Consider the following 16,430-nt stretch of genomic DNA (forward strand, 5'->3'; position numbering starts at 1 on the left):
GGGGAACGTTCCCGCTGCGCTGATCGCGCAGCGAAGAGCGCCTCTTCCGGCAAGCGCCGCAAATACGCAATGCACTTCTTCTAAATTTGAACATTTATCAATATCATGCGCGTTCTCATAAAAATACAAGGTACAACTCATGAGCCGCGTTGTCGCTTCGCCCCCGTTTTCGCTGCGCCCGCTGGTGTTGGGCCTGCCAGTGCTGGTCGCCTGCTTTGCTGTCGACGCTGAGGAAGCGGTCGAGCTTGAGGCACAACAGATCACCGCGCCACGTGAAGTCGAGCGGGGCAATGGCCCGGTCGAAGGCTATGTCGCCAAGCGCAGCGTCGGTGCCACCAAGACCGATACACCGATCATCGAGACCCCACAGTCGATCAGCGTGATCACTGCAGATCGCATCCGGGACCAGGGCTCGCTGACCATCCAGGACTCGCTGCGCTATGTCGCCGGCATGCGTGGCGAGGCGTACGGGATTGATAGTCGGGGCGATTCGGCCTTGGTGCGCGGCACTTCGCCAGGAATCTTTCTCGACGGCTTGCAGAAGGGTGTCGGCTATTACAACAACACCCGTACTGATCCCTTTACCCTCGAACGTATCGAGGTGCTGAAGGGGCCGTCCTCGATGCTCTATGGGCAAAGTCCGGTAGGTGGTTTGCTCAATCTGGTGAGCAAGCGTCCGCAGGCCGAGCAGCGGAGTGAACTGCAGCTGCAATACGGCAGCTTCGACCGCAAGCAGATCGCCTTCGACAGCACCGGCCCGCTGGATGACGACGGCACGCTGCTCTATCGCGTGGTGGCGATCCAGCGTGACAGCCAGACCCAGGTCGACCACACCAAGGACAACCGACTGGTCTTCATGCCGTCGCTGACCTGGCGCCCCAACGAACAGTTCGAATGGACGCTGATGGCCAATGTGCAGAAGGACGACAGCGGCACTACCAGCTCCTTCCTGCCACATCGCGGTACTGTGCTCAGCGCACCTTACGGGAAAATCGACACTGATCGCTTTGTCAGCGAACCCGGTTTCGATGAGTACGACACCGAGCAGAAGGCGCTGACCTCGCAGATGTCGTGGCAGTTGGACGATACTTGGACGCTGCGGCAGAACCTGCGCTGGCAGAAAAGCAAGGTGAGTTACCAGACGATGTACGGTTATCCGTTCGGGTTGAATCCAGACGACCGTACGATCAACCGTGTGTATTCGGTCAGCAAGCCGGAAGTCACCATCTGGACTGCCGACCATCAGGCCGAGTCGCGCTTCAACACTGGCGAACTGCAGCATACGATGCTCGTGGGCGTCGACTACCAACACTCCGTGACTGACGAAAAAAGCGCATTCGACGTGGCCACTCCATTGGATGTCTATGCTCCAGTCTATGGTAGCTTCGACCCCTCCGTGGTCAGTCTCACGGATGTTCCGCAGCAGCGTACATCGCAAAAAGGACTATATGTCCAAGATCAGATTCGCTACCAGAAATGGCTGATGACACTCGGCCTGCGCAAGGACTGGGCCGATACCCGCGTCGAGGATGGAGACAGGCAGAAGGATGATGCCGTTACCGGGCGGGTAGGCCTGACCTATTTGTTCGATAATGGCGTGGCACCCTATATCAGCTACAGTGAGTCGTTCTCACCGATCATCGGCTTGAATGCCGATACCCAGCAATCATACAAACCTCTCGAAGGCGAGCAGTGGGAGCTCGGTGTCAAGTATCAGCCTCCCGGCAGCAATACGCTGCTGACTGCAGCGGTGTTCGACTTGCGTGAGCAGAATCGCCAGATTTTCGGTGTGACGCCGCGCGGCGATCGTCAGGCGGGTGAAACCCAGGTGAGAGGTGTCGAGCTCGAAGGGCTGGTGGAAGTCACGCCCGAATGGAACCTGATCGCCACCTATACCTACCTTGACAGCGAAATAGTCGAGGGTGAGGAGGGTGAACAAGGCAAGCGCATCGCCAGCGTGCCCGAGCACATGGCCTCGCTGTGGTCGCAGCACCGCTTCAGCATCGCCGGCATTTCCGGCTTCAGCGCCGGGGCCGGTGTGCGCTACGTCGGTGCCAGCTGGGATGGCACCGACAGCCTGAAGACGCCGTCGACGACGCTGTTCGACGCCATGCTCGGCTACGCCTATCAGGACTGGGCGTTCACCCTTAACGCCACCAACCTGGAAGACGAGACCTACTACACCACCTGCCTGTCGCGTGGCGACTGCTTCACCGGCAACCGCCGCACCGTGGTGGCAACCGCGAGCTACAGCTTTTGAACGTCGCTGGGCCACGCGCCACTTGCCGGCCTGCAAGGGAGGATTCGAGGTGAGTCGCAACGCATCCATCAATCGCTGGAACATCGCGTCGCGTGTGCTTGCGGCGCTGGTCGGCGGCTATGCGGTCGCCTACGCGGTGACCGCCTTTCTGGCGGTCTACCTGCCGCTGGCGCGGCCTGATCGTGTAGTGTTTTCCAGCCTGGCGAGCTTCGCCGTGTGGACCGCCGTGGTGATCTACGTGTTCGCCGCCCGCAGTGCCACGCGGGTATGGCTGTTGATCGTCGGTGTGACCGCGGTGCTGTGTCTGGCCGCGTTCTTTTCCGGCGACTGGAGGGTTCGTCCATGAAACTGCGCCAAAGCATGGCCGGTTTGCACACCTGGGGCGGCCTGCTGCCGAGCTGGCTGCTGTTCGTGATCATCTTTGCCGGCACCGTCGCCTGCTTCGACAAGGAACTCACCCGCTGGATGCGCCCGGCGCTGCATGACGGCGTGGTATCCAGCCTCGGTGCGGACGATGTGCGTGGCTGGTTGCAGCAGAACGTCAGCGACGAGTTGCATGCCTTCTGGATGCACGGCCCGACCGAGCGCGAGCCTTACTGGCGACTCGGTTGGGAAGTAGACGCCACCAAGACGATCCACAACATCGCCTTCGACCCGCGTAGCGCGCAGGCCGAGCCAATGCCGGAAACGCTGGGTGGCGAGTTCTTCTTCAAGTTGCACTACAACCTGCACGCCGGTGACATCGGCATGTACATCGTCGGCCTGGCCGGCATGTTCATGCTCGTCGCGCTGGTGTCGGGGGTGATCATCCACCGGCGCATCTTCAAGGATTTCTTCACCCTGCGGCCCAAGGCCAACGGCCAGCGTGCCTGGCTCGATGCGCACAACCTGTTCGGCGTGGTCGGCTTTCCGTTTCATCTGGTGCTGGCCTACACCGGCGTGGCGATCTTCGTCGCGTCCTACATGCCGGCCGCCGCGCAGGTGAGCTATTCCGGCAACGTCATGCAGTACTTCGGCGAGGTGATGGGCAGCTTCGAGCGCGAAGAAGTGGGCCAGCCGCCACCGGCTCCGGTGTCCCTCGATGCGCTGATTGTCGAGTCGCAGCGGCAGTGGGGCGGTGGCGAGGCGGGCTGGGTCAGCGTGCATCATCCCGATGATGCGTCGGCGGTGGTGGATGTTCGTCGCCGGGACCGTTCGCGGATCGGCTCGCCGCAGGACACCCTCAGCTATGACGCTGGCACCGGCGAGCTGCTCAATCGCCAGGACGCATCCACCGGCTACCGCGCCTACCTCTGGCTGGCGGGGCTGCACATGGCGCAGTTCGGCGGCACGCTGGTGCGCCTGCTCTATTTGCTGATGGGCCTTGCCGGTTGCGCCATGCTGGTTGGCGGGCTGCAGGTCTGGCTGGCCAAGCGCGAACAGCGCGGCGACCGCAGCGTGATCTGGGTGCGCGCGCTGAACGTCTCGGTGTTCGCCGGCCTGCCGCTGGCCAGCCTGGCGCTGCTGTGGGGCAATCGTCTGATTCCGGCAACATTCGCCGAACGCGCCGTGGCCGAAGGCTGGGTGTTCGTCGGTGCCTGGTTGCTAGCGGTGCTCTGGGCCGTTCTGCGCCGCCATCAGAGCCGCCGCCTGCTGCACGAGCAGCTGCTGCTCGGCGCCGTGCTCGCGCTCGGCTTGCCGATCATCAACGCGCTGACCACCGATGGCCACCTGATAGCCAGCCTCGGACGTGGCGACTGGGCCCTGGCATCGGTCGATCTGTTCATGATCGTCGCGGGGCTAGTCTGTGCGGCCTGCGCCTGGCGCCTGAACGCAACGCCGGCTGCCGCTGCGGTGCGCGGTCGCTCAACCCGTGTGCAGGAGGCTTGACCATGCTGCTATTGGCATTCGCGCTGGCCTACCTGGGCATGACGCTGCTCTGCCTGACCATGAACCGCCACCGTGGTGCGCTGCTGCGCGCCGATACGCGCCTGCCGGGCCCGGCGATCATCCGTTCGCTGGCCGTTGGCTGCTTTGGCTTCGCGCTGTGGCTCGGCGTCAACAGCCAGGGCGGCGAGATTGGCACGGTCATCTGGCTGTGCCTGGTCATGCTCTCCGGCTTGCTGCTGGTGCTGCTGCTGGCCTGGCGTTCGCGCTGGGTACTGCCAGCGGTACCGCTGCTGGCGGCATGCGGGGTGGTGCAGACCGTGCTGTAAACAACCCATGGGCCGCGGCCCGCCAACGCAGAGGAAAATCGATGAGCTGCATTCTCCAGATGGGCCCCTTGTCCGAGCGAGTCCAGCAACGCCTGAACGGGCATGAGGTGCTGGCCTACTGGCAGGGCGACGCCGAAGCGCTGCTCGCCGAGCATGCCGGGCGCATCGAGATCATGCTTACCTCTGCGCGCTTCGGCTGCCCGGCCTCGTTGATCGAACGGCTGCCCCGGTTGAAGGCAATCTGCAGTTTTGGCGTCGGCCATGACGCCATCGCCGTAGAAGCCGCCAGGGCGCGCGGCATTCCGGTGAGCAATACGCCGGATGTGCTCAACGAGTGCGTGGCGGATCTGGCCTTCGGCCTGATCATCGACAGCGCGCGACAGCTTGCCCTGGGCGACCGCTTCGTCCGCGAGGGGCGCTGGGCCGAGGCTAACCTCCAACTCGGCCGTCGCGTCAGCGGCAAGCGGCTGGGCATCGTCGGGCTAGGCCGCATCGGCGAGGTGGTGGCCAAGCGCTCGACGGGCTTCGACATGGCGGTGCGTTATCACAATCGTCGGCCGGTGGCCGGCAGCCCGTACGAGTACGAAGCAAACCTGCTGGAACTCGCGCGCTGGGCGGACTTTCTCGTGCTCAGCTGTCCCGGCGGGCCGCAGACGCAGAACCTCATCGACCGCGCAGTGCTCGACGCGCTGGGTCGCAAAGGCATCCTGATCAACGTCGCGCGCGGTTCGGTGGTGGACGAGCCGGCACTGGTCGCGGCACTGCGGGAGGGCCGGCTAGGCGGTGCCGGACTGGACGTCTTCGCCGACGAACCGAGGGTGCCGGCGGCTCTCTGCGAGCTGCCCAATGTCGTGCTGCTGCCGCACATTGGCAGCGCCACCCATGAAACCCGCGGCGCCATGGAGGATCTGCTGCTGGACAATCTCGACAGCTTTCTTCGCGAGGGACGGCTGCTGACGCCGGTCTGACTACGGCAGTCGACCGCTGGGTGGCGGCGTTTTGTCTACGCGAGAAATCGCAGCCTCATTCGCAAGCAACGTCGCTCCATCGCCGAGCGGCCACCATCAGGAGCGCGCATGGCTTCCCTCGATGAAGTGCACCTCGCCCACGCCGGTTTCCGGCTCTCGGTCTGCCCGGCGCTGGGCGGCACAATTACCCGCTTCGCCCTGGATGATTTCGACCTGCTACGTCCCTGGGATGGCAGCGAGCAGGTGCGTCGTACCAGTTGTTTCGTGCTGGCGCCGTACTCCAACCGGGTTGGCGGCGGCATGTTCCAGGCGGACGGCGAGTCGCACCGCTTGCGGCTGAATTCCGCGGAACATGCCTTGCCGATTCACGGCGTGGGCTGGAAGCGGTCGTGGACACTGGCTGCGCAGGAGGTCGACCGACTACTGCTGACACTGCTGCATCGGGCCGAAGGCGATGCCCGGCAGGACTGGCCGTTCTCCTTCGAGCTGGAGCATGAGCTCGGGCTCGACGAGCAGGGCGCCTGGCTGCGGCTGGCGCTGATCAACCGCAGCGAGCGGGTGATGCCGGCCGGGCTCGGCTGGCACCCGTACTTCCCGCGCCATGCAGGCGTGACGCTGCGTTTCGCTGCCGAGCAGGTCTGGCTGAGTGACGATCAGCAGTTGCCGAGCGAGGCGGTGGACATACCGTCACGCTGGGACTTTCGCCAGCCGCGGGAGCTGGGCGAGCCCGAGCTGGATCACTGCTTCGCCGGTTGGGATACCACGGCAACCTTGCAGTGGCCGACGGCAGGCGTGCGGCTTGAGCTTGAGGCGGACCCGTCGATGACGCATCTGGTGGTCTATACGCCGCCGGCCGTGCAGGGCTTCTTCGCCGTGGAGCCGGTGTCCCACCGCAACAACGCGCTGAATGCGCCGGACCCGGCCAGGCATGGCGTTTTGTATCTGCAGCCGGGCGAGCGACTGGAGCGCCGCTGCCGCCTGCGTGTCGCGCGCCGCTGAAGGCAGACGAAAAAAGGCCCGTCAACTGACGGGCCAAAGAGTTACCGCAACCGGAGCGAGGAGGGTTGCGTACAGCGCTACCGCTTACAGCAGAGACAACGGGTAGTTGAAGATCAGGCGGTTCTCGTCGAACTCGGTGGAGCTGTAGTCGCGACGGATGCTGGAGTTGCGCCACTTGATGTTGAGGCTCTTGAACAGCCCGCTCTGCACCGTGTAGGCCAGCTCGGACTCGCGGCCCCATTCCTTGCCATCGTCCACGCCACCGGCTTCGATCTGATCGCCGCTGATGTAGCGGTTCATGATGGTCAGGCCCGGAACGCCCATGCCGGCGAAGTTGTAGTCGTGGCGCAGCTGCCAGGAACGCTCGTTGGCGTTGTCGTAGGCGGAGTTGAACGAGTCGTTGGCGAGAGTACCGCCGCTGGTGCCGTTGACGCGCATCCAGCCGTTGTCGCCGCTGACCTTCTGTAGACCGACATAGAAGGTGTTGCCACCGACCTGCAGGCCGAACAGGCCGGAGTAGGTCTTGTTGTCCAGATCGCCGGCCAGCGCGCTGCCTTCTTCCTTGCCGGTGAAGTAGCCGAGGTTGGCGGTCAGCGCCACGCCTTCGCCGAGCGGCTGGGTGTGCAGCAGCTGGAAGTAGTTCTGCTGGTAGATATCTTCCAGACGCGCATGCCAGGCGCCGACCTTGGTCTTCGCGCCCAACTCGTATTCGCCACCGACGAAGTTGAAGCGGTCGGAACTCGCGCCGCCGTAGAACATGTCGTCCATGCTGCCGTCGTCGCGCGGGCTGTTCTGCCGCATCTGCCCGCCGTAGAGCGACAGACCCTTGATTTCCTTGGAGGTGATCATGCCGCCCTAGAAGGTCTGCGGCAGCGAGCGACCGTCGTCCGAACGCAGGATCGGCAGTACCACCATCCATTCACCGACGCGCACCTCGGTTTCGGAGAACTTGGCCTTCGCCGCGACTGCCAGGCGCGCGAAGTCATCCGGCGGATGCCGATCGCCGGGTGCGCCATGCACCGGCAGCAGGCCAGTGCCATAGGTACCGCCACCGCCATCCAGCTTGACCGCCAGCAGGCCCAGCGCGTCGACGCCGAAGCCCACCGGGCCGGGCGTGTAGCCGGATTGGAAATTGAGGATGAAGCTCTGCGTCCACTCTTCGCCCTTGCTCTGTGGGTAGTCGGAGTCGACGAAATTGCGGTTGATGTAGAAGTTGCGCAGGTTCAACGAAAAGTTCGCATCTTCGACAAAGCCTTCGGCTTGGGCGCCGGCAGTGAAGCCGAGCGATGCGAGGGTCATGCAGCCGCCCGCGAACAGTGCGACGGACGAGGTTGTGCGTGGGGTCATTATTGTTGTGCTCCCTTGCTTGATGGGCCGCCCCGGTGTGGCCACCGTGGGGGCGGTGGTCTATGCCTGATCGGCAAGTCTAATGACGTCAGTTGTCATATGACTGCAGGGATTATGACGATGAGCACGTCGTTGTCAATGTCGCTGAAAGTCGAAGGGGTCCCGCATGCACACACCGCTATTTCAGGCTATAAGCAGAATTAGAGGCGATAGGAGGAGATTTTCAGCGCGTCGAGAAAGCACAGGCGCCGCTCGTGCAGCGCCTAGGGAATCCTTATGGTTTTTGGTGGTGATCGTATGACTCAGCGGCGCTGGTAGGGAGAACCTGTTACCGGCGACAAGTCGAATGTGCCCTTCTCGACGAAGCGCTGGGTGCCGAACAGGCCGCCGGCAAGCTTGCCACGCAACACGTAGGGCACTTCGTCGAGCCCGATGTGTTCCGCCAGTCCCAGTGCCTGGCGCGCGGCCGAGAAGGCGGAAATGGTCACCGGCACGCTGAGCACGCTCTCGCCGAAACGCGGCACCGTGCCGCGCTGGTCGCTGACGCCACTGGCCAGCCGGCGACCGTTGACCTCCAGGTCCAGCGCGACGCCGTTGTAGTCGATGGCGCCATCGTTGGGGTTCTGCAGGCGCAGCTTGACCAGGAAGCGCACCTCCAGGCCTTCGCCTTGCAGCGGCTGGATGCCGGCGACCTGAACGTTGAGCGGGTCGCGCGGTGAAAATGCCGTGCAGGCGCCCAGCGCCGAGGCAAGCAGGGCGATCAACAGCAACCGCAGTGGTCGGTGAAACGTGGGGAATATGTGCACTCAGGGTTTCCTGTCGAGGTTCTTGATCCCCTGCTGCAGCTCGATGGGCAGCGGGAAGACGATGGTAGAGCTCTTGTCACCGGCGATGTTGCTCAGTGTCTGCATGTAGCGCAGCTGCATGGCGCCCGATTGCCGGCCAAGCATCTCGGCGGCCTGCATGAGTTTCTCCGACGCCTGCAGTTCGCCCTCCGCATGAATGACCTTCGCCCGCCGCTCGCGTTCCGCCTCGGCCTGCCGGGCGATGGCGCGGATCATCGATTCATCAAGGTCGACGTGCTTGATCTCGACGTTGGCCACCTTGATCCCCCAGGCGTCGGTCTGCGCATCCAGTACCTGCTGGATATCGCTGTTGAGCCGCTCGCGCTCGGCCAGCATGTCGTCCAGTTCGTGCTTGCCGAGCACCGCACGCAGGGTGGTTTGCGCCAGCTGGCTGGTCGCCGAGTGGTAGTCCTCGACCTGGATGATCGCCTTTTGCGCATCCAGCACGCGGTAATACACCACCGCGTTGACCTTCACCGAGACGTTATCGCGGGAGATCACGTCCTGGGTCGGCACGTCGAGCACCAGCGTGCGCAGATCGACCCGTACCATCTGCTGAATGCCAGGAATCACCAGGATCAAGCCCGGCCCCTTGACCTTCCAGAAGCGGCCGAGCATGAACACCACGCCGCGCTCGTATTCGCGCAGGATGCGAAAGGTCGACGCCAGCAGACCGAACAGCAGCACCAGCAACACCAGAAAACTCATTTCATAGCCCATGGTTCAGCTCCTCTCGATGGGTGGATGGCTGTGCGGTGACCTCCAGTTGCAGCCCGTGCCGGGCGATTACCCGTACCTGCTGGCCGGCCTGCAGCGGCGAGGCGCTGTGCACCTGCCAGTTCTCGCCCTGCAGGTGCAGCCAGCCACTGTGGGAATCCTGTACCGAGACCGAGGTGATCTGCGCGAGGCTGCCGATCAGCTCGCTGTCGCCGCCGACCAGGCGCTGCCGTCGCGCCTTCAGCGCCATGGCGACGATGCCGAACACCAGCAGTGCGCTGACCATGCCCAGCGGCACGATCAGGCTCAGCGGAATGCCGAAACCCGGCACCTCGGTATCGATGAGGATCACCGCGCCAGCGACGAACGCGGCCACGCCGCCGATGCCGAGCACGCCGAAGCTCGGCAGGAACGCTTCGGCGACCATGAAAGCGATGCCGAGCAGGATCAGCGCCACGCCGGCGTAGTTCACCGGCAGCAGCTGCAGCGAATACAGCGCCAGGATCAGACAGATGCCGCCGAGCACGCCGCCGGGGTTGGAGAATTCGAGGATCAGCCCGTAGATGCCGATCATCATCAGGATCAACGCGACGCTCGGGTTGGTGATCACCGCCAGCAGGCGCACCCGCCAGTCGGGTGCGTGCTCGATGAGCGGGGCGTCGGCGGTGCTCAGCGTGGCGTCACCCTCGACGGTGGCGAGGGTTTTGCCGTCGAGCTGGCGCAGCAGGTCGGCAACATCGCGCGCCAGGTAGTCGATCACCTTCTGTTCCAGCGCTTCGCTCGCCGACAGGCTGACCGCCTCGCGCACGGCCTGCTCGGCCCACTCGGCATTGCGTCCGCGCAACTGGGCCAGGCCGCGGATATAGGCGGCGGCGTCGTTGACCTGTTTGCGGCTCATGGCGTCGCCGGGGGGCTTGGATGGCTCGTCCTGCTTGCCTTGCGGCTGCTCGGGCGGTGCGCCGGGCATGCCACCGATCTGCACCGGCGTCGCCGCGCCAAGGTTGGTGCCCGGCGCCATCGCCGCGACATGGCTGGCGTAGAGCATGTAGGTGCCGGCGCTGGCGGCCCGGGCGCCACTGGGGGTGACGTAGGTGGCGACTGGGATCGGGCTGGCGAGGATCGCCTTGATGATCGCGCGCATCGACGTGTCCAGCCCGCCGGGGGGTGTCCAATTCCAGCACTACCAGTTGTGCCCCCTCGTCGCGGGCATGTTCGAGGCCGCGCAGCAGGTAGTCGGCGCTGGCCGGGCCGATTGCGCCGTCGACCCGCAGCAGCGTGACCGGCGCCGCAGCCAGTGCGGGGCCAGCCAGCAACAGCAGCAAGGCCAGCGACCAGCGCAGCAGGCGCATGGAGCGGAGCATGGCGCTCTCCTCGGGCAGTGCAGGATACTGCCGGTCATTTCAGCGTAGACGACGGCTGCTCGCGCGCCGATTGCTGCGCGAGTGTGTCGCGGTGCGGCGCAATCGCTGAACTCTGCTCGGTGTTAACACCTCACAGGTGCAGAGGGATGGTTGTCCGTCGCCTGCAGAAAGAGGAGATATGCCAATGATTCCTTGCCCCGACAAGCGCTCCGCGCCCGTATCGAGAAGCCGGCAGGATGGGCTGCGCTGATGCCCGCACCGCGCAGCAAGACCGTGGAGAAGATGATGGGCGCCGTGCGCTGGATCGGCTTCGCCGCCTGTTCGCTGGCGGCCGTCGGCTATGCCGCCATCGGCAACTACAACATGACCGGTGCGATGCTGGCGCTGGCCGTGCTGTCCTGGCTCAACATTCGTCGCAAGCGTTCGCCGCGGCCGCCTGAGCGCTAGCGTCGGCCTCGACCTCGACCCAATGCCCAACCCGCACCCAGTGCCAGCAGGGCGCCGGCGCCCAGGGCCAGCTTGCCTACATTCGCCGCGCTGATGGTCAGCGCATGTGACTGCGCCTGATCGCCGAAGCGGCCGTCGGTCGAGTGCAGGCCTTCGACTGGCTCGAAGAGGTTGTCCGGGCGGTTTTCCGCCACGCGTTCGGGCACCAGCTGTCCGTCCCAGGCCTGCCGCGCGAGCATGCGATCGAGCAAACCGGGCATGAACAGCGTGCCGATGATCGCCTTCAGGCTGGCCGTGCCGACCCACAGCTCCCGGGGTGCGTCACGGGCCGCACGAAGGATGGCCCGCGCCGCGACTTCCGGTGTGTGGATCGGCGGCACCGGCTGCGCGCGCCAGCCGATCTTGTTGCGTGCCCAATCGAACTGCGGCGTGTTGTGCGCCGGCAGCTGAACCATGCTCAGGCGAATGGCGCTGTTGTCGTGGATCAGCTCACAACGCAGCGAATCGATAAAGCCGCGAATGGCGAACTTGGCGCCGCAATAGGCCGACTGCAAGGGGATGGCGCGGTAGGCCAGTGCCGAGCCGACCTGGACGATGGTGCCGCTGTTGCGTGGGCGCATGTGGCGCAGCGCAGCCAGCGTGCCGTGCACGCTGCCGAGGTAGGTCACCTCGGTGACGCGGCGGATTTCCTCGGCGGTCAGGGACGCGAAGGGGCCGAACACTGTCGCCATCGCCGCGTTGACCCAGACATCGATCGGCCCCAGCTCCGACTCGATGCGGCTGGCCGCGGCATCCAGCGCCTTGGCATCGGCGACATCGGCGGAGATCGCCAGCACCGTCGCGCCCAGTGCTTCGAGTTGATCGCGGGTGTCGCGCAGGCCCTGTTCGCCTCGGGCGATCAGCGCGACCCGGTAGCCGGCCGTGGCAAAGGCCTCGGCGGTCGCGCGGCCGACGCCAGCGGTTGCGCCGCAGATCACCGCGATTGGTTCTGGCATGAGAAGTCCTCTGATCGTTGCAGTTGGCGGTCGCGCTCGGCGGCCCGCGGTCTGCTTAGACGACCCGTGCGGGCATGGGGGAGTTCGGATGAGCTCGAGCGAAATGCGCGGCTATCGACCAATGGCCAATGGCGTCTACGCCTTTCGTCTGAGATTGTTAGCAGGCTAAGCGATACGCTTGGCGCCGCCCCTTGGCTCAAAAGGCGAAGCGGCATGACGCAACGATGCCCACGTGAAAGACGGGCTGCGTCTTCCCCCTCCGTGCATCTAACCGATGCCCTCGGCGGCTTATCCGGTCGCCCTCGGACTTCAGCCCGCTGCCCTTCGGCAGCGGCGCTCCGCCAGCAGCGTGGAAGGAACCCCTCTGCGCTGTTCCGGTCGATTCAGGTAAGCCGCATATGGCCACACTTACCTGACGGAGACCATGATGGACCTCATCCGCATCATTATCGCGATACTGCTGCCACCGCTTGGCGTGTTCCTCCAGGTAGGGTTCGCCGGCGCGTTCTGGCTCAACATCCTGCTCACCTTGCTCGGCTATATCCCCGGCATCATCCACGCGGTCTGGATCATCGCTCGCCGTTGATGGTCAGCGGCCCGGCTCGACCGGGCTGCTTTTGAACTCCTTCCCCTGGCCGTGTAGAGTCGCGCTTCCTGCACTACGGAACCAATCACGCGCGAAACACTCAAGAAAACGCCGCTAACCGAGCGCGATCACCCGTGGGTGACGCCAGCGCTCAGCCGCCCGCGCCAGGTATACGGAAAGGAAACCAATGAGCGAGTCCTTCATCGATCAGAGCAATTTCAGGCGAATACTCAACCGCAACGTGGCCGTGCCACTGGGGTTCGGCTTTCTCAGCGCCTTCTTCTTCAGCGCCATCGTGTATTACCTGCTGAGCGTGAGCCAATGGGTCGAGCGTTCGGTTCAGGGCGTGGCCTACGCCCACGAGGCACAGAAGATGCTCAACGACATCGAGTCCTCGATGCGCGGCTACCTGATCGCCGGCGAGACGCGCTTTCTCGATCCCTACAAGCGCGAGTTGCCGCTGTTCGAAGAGCAGCTGGAACTGATGCGCGACTACTCTGCCGAGGACGCCGAGCAGCTCGAACGCATCGAGCGTATCGCCATGCTGCACAGCCAATGGCTGGTCTTTGCCGAGGATCTGATCGGCCAGCGCGGCCAGGGGCTGTCGATTATTGAGGAGGTGCAGAGCAAGCGTGGGCTCGAGCTGAAGGAGGATCAGCGCCGCCTGCTCAACGACTTCATTGCCCGCGAGCGTCAGCTGCGCAGCGAGCGCACCGACGTTTCGGAAGTGATCACCACCGCGCTGATCGGCGGCTTCCTGCTGTTCAGCCTGATCTTTAGCGGCATGCTCGTTTATCTCGGTCGTCGTGACCTGACCTCGCTGTCGGAGAGCTACTCGCAGTCGCTGCAGCGCCAGCAGGCGCATGCCGAGGCGCTTGAGCAGCAGGCCTGGTACCGCACCGGGCAGACCCAGCTCAGCGACTCCATCATCGGCGAGCTGGCCCTGCCGGCGCTCGGCCAGGGTGTGCTGAATTTTCTTTCGCGCTACATCGATGCGGCGGTCGGCGCGCTCTACGTGGTGCAGGATGGCAAGCTGCAGCGCGTCGCCGAATATGCCTACGACCCCGATCATCTGCAGAGTGCGCGCACGCTGGACATCGGCAACGGTCTGGTCGGCCAGGCCGCGCTGGAGCGGCGGGTAATGGCGCTCGAAGACCTGCCCGCGGACTACCTCAAGGTGACCTCCGGGCTGGGCAACACGGCGCCGCGCTCGGTGCTTATCGTGCCGGTGGAAGACAGCGGCATGCTCAACGGCGTGATCGAGCTGGGCTTCCTGCGGCCGCTGCGCGAGCAGGACAGCGAGCTGCTGCGGCGCATCGTTCCCAGCATCGGTTCGGCCATCGAGGCAGCGCGCTATCGTCAGCGCCTGCAGAAGGTGCTCGCCGAAACCCAGCAGCTCAACGAGGAGCTGCAGGTGCAGCAGGAAGAGCTACGTGCCGCCAACGAGGAACTGGAAGAACAATCCAACGCCCTGCGTGAATCCCAAGCGCACATGGAAGAACAACAGGCCGAACTGGAACAAACCAATGAACAGCTGGCCGAGCAGACTGAAGAGCTGGCCCGCCAGCGCGACCAGATGGACGAGAAGAATCAGCGCCTGAACGAGGTACAGCTGATGCTCGAACAGCGCGCTGACGAGTTGCAGCGCGCCAGTCGCTACAAGTCCGAATTCCTTGCCAACATGTCCCACGAGCTGCGCACGCCACTGAACAGCTCGCTGATCCTGGCCAAGCTGCTGGCCGACAACCCCGAGGGCAACCTCAGCGACGATCAGGTGCAGTTCGCCCGCTCCATCTATTCGGCTGGCAACGATCTGCTCACCCTGATCAACGACATCCTCGACATCTCCAAGGTGGAAGCCGGCAAGCTCGAGGTGCATCCAGAGCTGACCATCCTCACCCGCCTGGTCGACGGCATGAAGAATCTGTTCCTGCCGCTGGCCATGGAGAAATCCCTGCAGTTCAGCGTGGAGCTTGCCGATGACCTGCCGGCCAGCCTGTTCAGCGATCGCCAGCGCCTGGAGCAGATCATCAAGAACCTGCTGGCCAATGCCTTCAAGTTCACCGAGAAAGGCTCGGTGACGCTGCGCGTCGAACCGCGCGACGACGACCTGCTGGCCTTCGCCGTGCGCGACACCGGCATCGGCATCGCCCAGGAGCAGCAGGCGGCAATCTTCGAGGCATTCCGCCAGGCCGACGGCACCACCAACCGCCGTTACGGTGGCACCGGCCTGGGGCTGTCGATCTCCCGCGAGCTGGCCAATCTGCTCGGCGGAGAAATCGAAGTGCAGAGCCAGCCGGGCGCCGGCAGCACCTTTACCCTGGTCGTGCCGCAGAACTACAGCGAAGCGCTCGTCACCGAGCCGGAAGTGGCGCAACCGAGCCGCCAGCCGGAGCCGAGCAGCAAACTCGCGCCAGCACCGAGCACAGCACCGGCGCGTCCCGACGAGCGTGAGCTGCTCAATCGTGCCGCCGCGGTACCGCAGGCGCGCCTGGCCGATGACCGCGACCGGTTCCCGTTCAAGGAGCGCTGCGTGCTGGTGATCGAGGACGAGCCGCAGTTCGCGCGCATCCTCCACGATCTCGCGCATGAGCTGCAGTACAGCTGCCTGCTGGCGCAGAACGCCGACGATGGTTTCGATACCGCACTGCAGTATAAGCCGGACGCGATCCTGCTCGACATGCGTCTGCCGGATCACTCCGGTCTGACAGTGCTCGAACGGCTCAAGGAAAACCCCGCGACCCGGCATATCCCGGTGCATGTGGTATCGGTGGAGGATCGCAAGGAAGCGGCCCTGCAGATGGGCGCGGTGGGCTACGCGATGAAGCCGACCACCCGCGAAGAACTCAAGGACGTCTTCAGCCGGCTGGAGGCCAAGCTGGCGCAGAAGGTCAAACGCATCCTGCTGGTCGAGGACGACGCCCTGCAACGCGAGAGCATGTCGCGGCTGATCGAGGACGTGGACATCGAGATCACCGCCGTTGAGTTCGGTGCTCAGGCCCTGGAGCTGCTGCGCGACACGGTGTTCGACTGCATGATCATCGACCTCAAGCTGCCGGACATGGACGGCAGTGAACTGCTCGAACGCATGGCCAAGGAGGACATCTGCTCCTTCCCGCCGGTGATCGTCTACACCGGGCGCAACCTGACCCGCGACGAGGAGGCGGCGCTGCTCAAGTACTCGCGTTCGATCATCATCAAGGGAGCGCGCTCGCCGGAGCGTCTGCTCGACGAGGTAACGCTGTTCCTGCACAAGGTCGAGTCGGACATGCCGCCGGAGCGGCAGAAGATGCTGAAAAGCGCGCGCAGCCGCGAGAAGGCCTTCGAGGGCCGCAAGATCCTGGTGGTGGACGACGACGTGCGCAACGTCTTCGCCCTGACCAGCGCGCTGGAGCAGAAGGGCGCGCTGGTGGAGATCGCCCGCAACGGCCTGGAGGCCATCGACAAGCTGCAGCACGATGCCGGCATCGACCTGGTGCTGATGGACATCATGATGCCGGAGATGGATGGCTTCACCGCCATGCAGGAAATCCGCAAGGATGCCCGCTTCGCCAAGCTGCCGATCATCGCGGTGACCGCCAAGGCGATGAAGGATGATCAGGACCGCTGCCTGCGTTCGGGCGCCAATGATTACCTGGCCAAACCCATCGACCTCGACCGGCTGTTTTCGCTGATCCGCGTCTGGCTGCCGAAAGTGGAGCTGCTGTGAA

General features: G+C 64.4%; 12 protein-coding genes and 2 pseudogenes. 9 read left to right on the plus strand and 5 right to left on the minus strand.

What is annotated here, in order from left to right; genetic code table 11:
* The first annotated feature begins 139 nt into the window (after window positions 1-139).
* The 6 genes from P5704_015760 to P5704_015785 all read left to right on the plus strand — a co-directional run bounded on the left by P5704_015760 (window position 140) and on the right by P5704_015785 (window position 6,422).
* A complete protein-coding gene (locus tag P5704_015760; GenBank protein WOF77507.1) occupies window positions 140-2,260 on the plus strand; it encodes a TonB-dependent siderophore receptor in 2,121 nt (706 codons plus the stop codon).
* Window positions 2,261-2,309: 49 nt separating this feature from the next.
* Window positions 2,310-2,606 (plus strand): DUF3649 domain-containing protein, encoded by a 297-nt coding sequence (locus P5704_015765; protein WOF77508.1) that lies wholly within the window; start codon window positions 2,310-2,312, stop codon window positions 2,604-2,606.
* Window positions 2,603-4,129: a PepSY-associated TM helix domain-containing protein gene (locus P5704_015770; GenBank protein WOF77509.1), complete on the plus strand. Its 1,527-nt coding sequence runs from the start codon at window positions 2,603-2,605 to the stop codon at window positions 4,127-4,129. Before P5704_015765 ends, P5704_015770 begins: the two co-directional genes overlap by 4 nt.
* 2 nt (window positions 4,130-4,131) lie before the next feature.
* On the plus strand, window positions 4,132-4,455 hold the full coding sequence (locus tag P5704_015775) for a DUF3325 family protein (GenBank protein WOF77510.1): 324 nt from the start codon (window positions 4,132-4,134) through the stop codon (window positions 4,453-4,455).
* A 41-nt stretch (window positions 4,456-4,496) separates the two neighbouring features.
* Complete coding sequence (locus P5704_015780; GenBank protein WOF77511.1) at window positions 4,497-5,423, plus strand: 2-hydroxyacid dehydrogenase; 927 nt, start codon at window positions 4,497-4,499, stop codon at window positions 5,421-5,423.
* Window positions 5,424-5,531: 108 nt separating this feature from the next.
* Window positions 5,532-6,422, plus strand: coding sequence for an aldose 1-epimerase (locus P5704_015785; protein WOF77512.1), 891 nt, complete (start codon window positions 5,532-5,534; stop codon window positions 6,420-6,422).
* An 84-nt stretch (window positions 6,423-6,506) separates the two neighbouring features.
* Here P5704_015785 and P5704_015790 read toward each other — a convergent pair.
* The 4 genes and pseudogenes from P5704_015790 to P5704_015805 all read right to left on the minus strand — a co-directional run bounded on the left by P5704_015790 (window position 6,507) and on the right by P5704_015805 (window position 10,692).
* Window positions 6,507-7,769: pseudogene (locus P5704_015790) on the minus strand (OprD family porin).
* Window positions 7,770-8,071: 302 nt separating this feature from the next.
* On the minus strand, window positions 8,072-8,575 hold the full coding sequence (locus P5704_015795; GenBank protein WOF77513.1) for an LEA type 2 family protein: 504 nt from the start codon (window positions 8,573-8,575) through the stop codon (window positions 8,072-8,074).
* Entirely contained in the window at window positions 8,576-9,334 is a 759-nt protein-coding gene (locus tag P5704_015800) for a slipin family protein (protein WOF77514.1), read from the minus strand.
* Window positions 9,324-10,692 (minus strand): annotated as a pseudogene (locus P5704_015805) (nodulation protein NfeD). The gene P5704_015800 and the pseudogene P5704_015805 overlap by 11 nt, the downstream one beginning before the upstream one ends.
* Before the next feature lie 249 nt (window positions 10,693-10,941).
* Between P5704_015805 and P5704_015810 the strand changes: the two are divergent.
* Entirely contained in the window at window positions 10,942-11,139 is a 198-nt protein-coding gene (locus P5704_015810; GenBank protein ID WOF77515.1) for a hypothetical protein, read from the plus strand.
* Here the strand turns inward: P5704_015810 and P5704_015815 are convergent.
* On the minus strand, window positions 11,136-12,134 hold the full coding sequence (locus tag P5704_015815; protein ID WOF77516.1) for an SDR family oxidoreductase: 999 nt from the start codon (window positions 12,132-12,134) through the stop codon (window positions 11,136-11,138). The two genes, P5704_015810 and P5704_015815, sit on opposite strands and share 4 nt — an antisense overlap.
* 427 nt (window positions 12,135-12,561) lie before the next feature.
* Between P5704_015815 and P5704_015820 the strand changes: the two genes are divergently transcribed.
* Together P5704_015820 and P5704_015825 are read left to right on the plus strand one after the other, a co-directional pair.
* On the plus strand, window positions 12,562-12,720 hold the full coding sequence (locus P5704_015820) for a YqaE/Pmp3 family membrane protein (protein ID WOF81253.1): 159 nt from the start codon (window positions 12,562-12,564) through the stop codon (window positions 12,718-12,720).
* 187 nt (window positions 12,721-12,907) lie between these two features.
* Window positions 12,908-16,429 carry a response regulator gene (locus P5704_015825; GenBank protein ID WOF77517.1) on the plus strand — a complete coding sequence of 1,174 codons (3,522 nt, stop codon included), beginning with the start codon at window positions 12,908-12,910 and terminating at the stop codon, window positions 16,427-16,429.
* Window position 16,430 lies beyond the last annotated feature (1 nt).

Source organism: Pseudomonas sp. FeN3W (assembly GCA_030263805.2).
GTDB lineage: Bacteria > Pseudomonadota > Gammaproteobacteria > Pseudomonadales > Pseudomonadaceae > Stutzerimonas > Stutzerimonas stutzeri_G.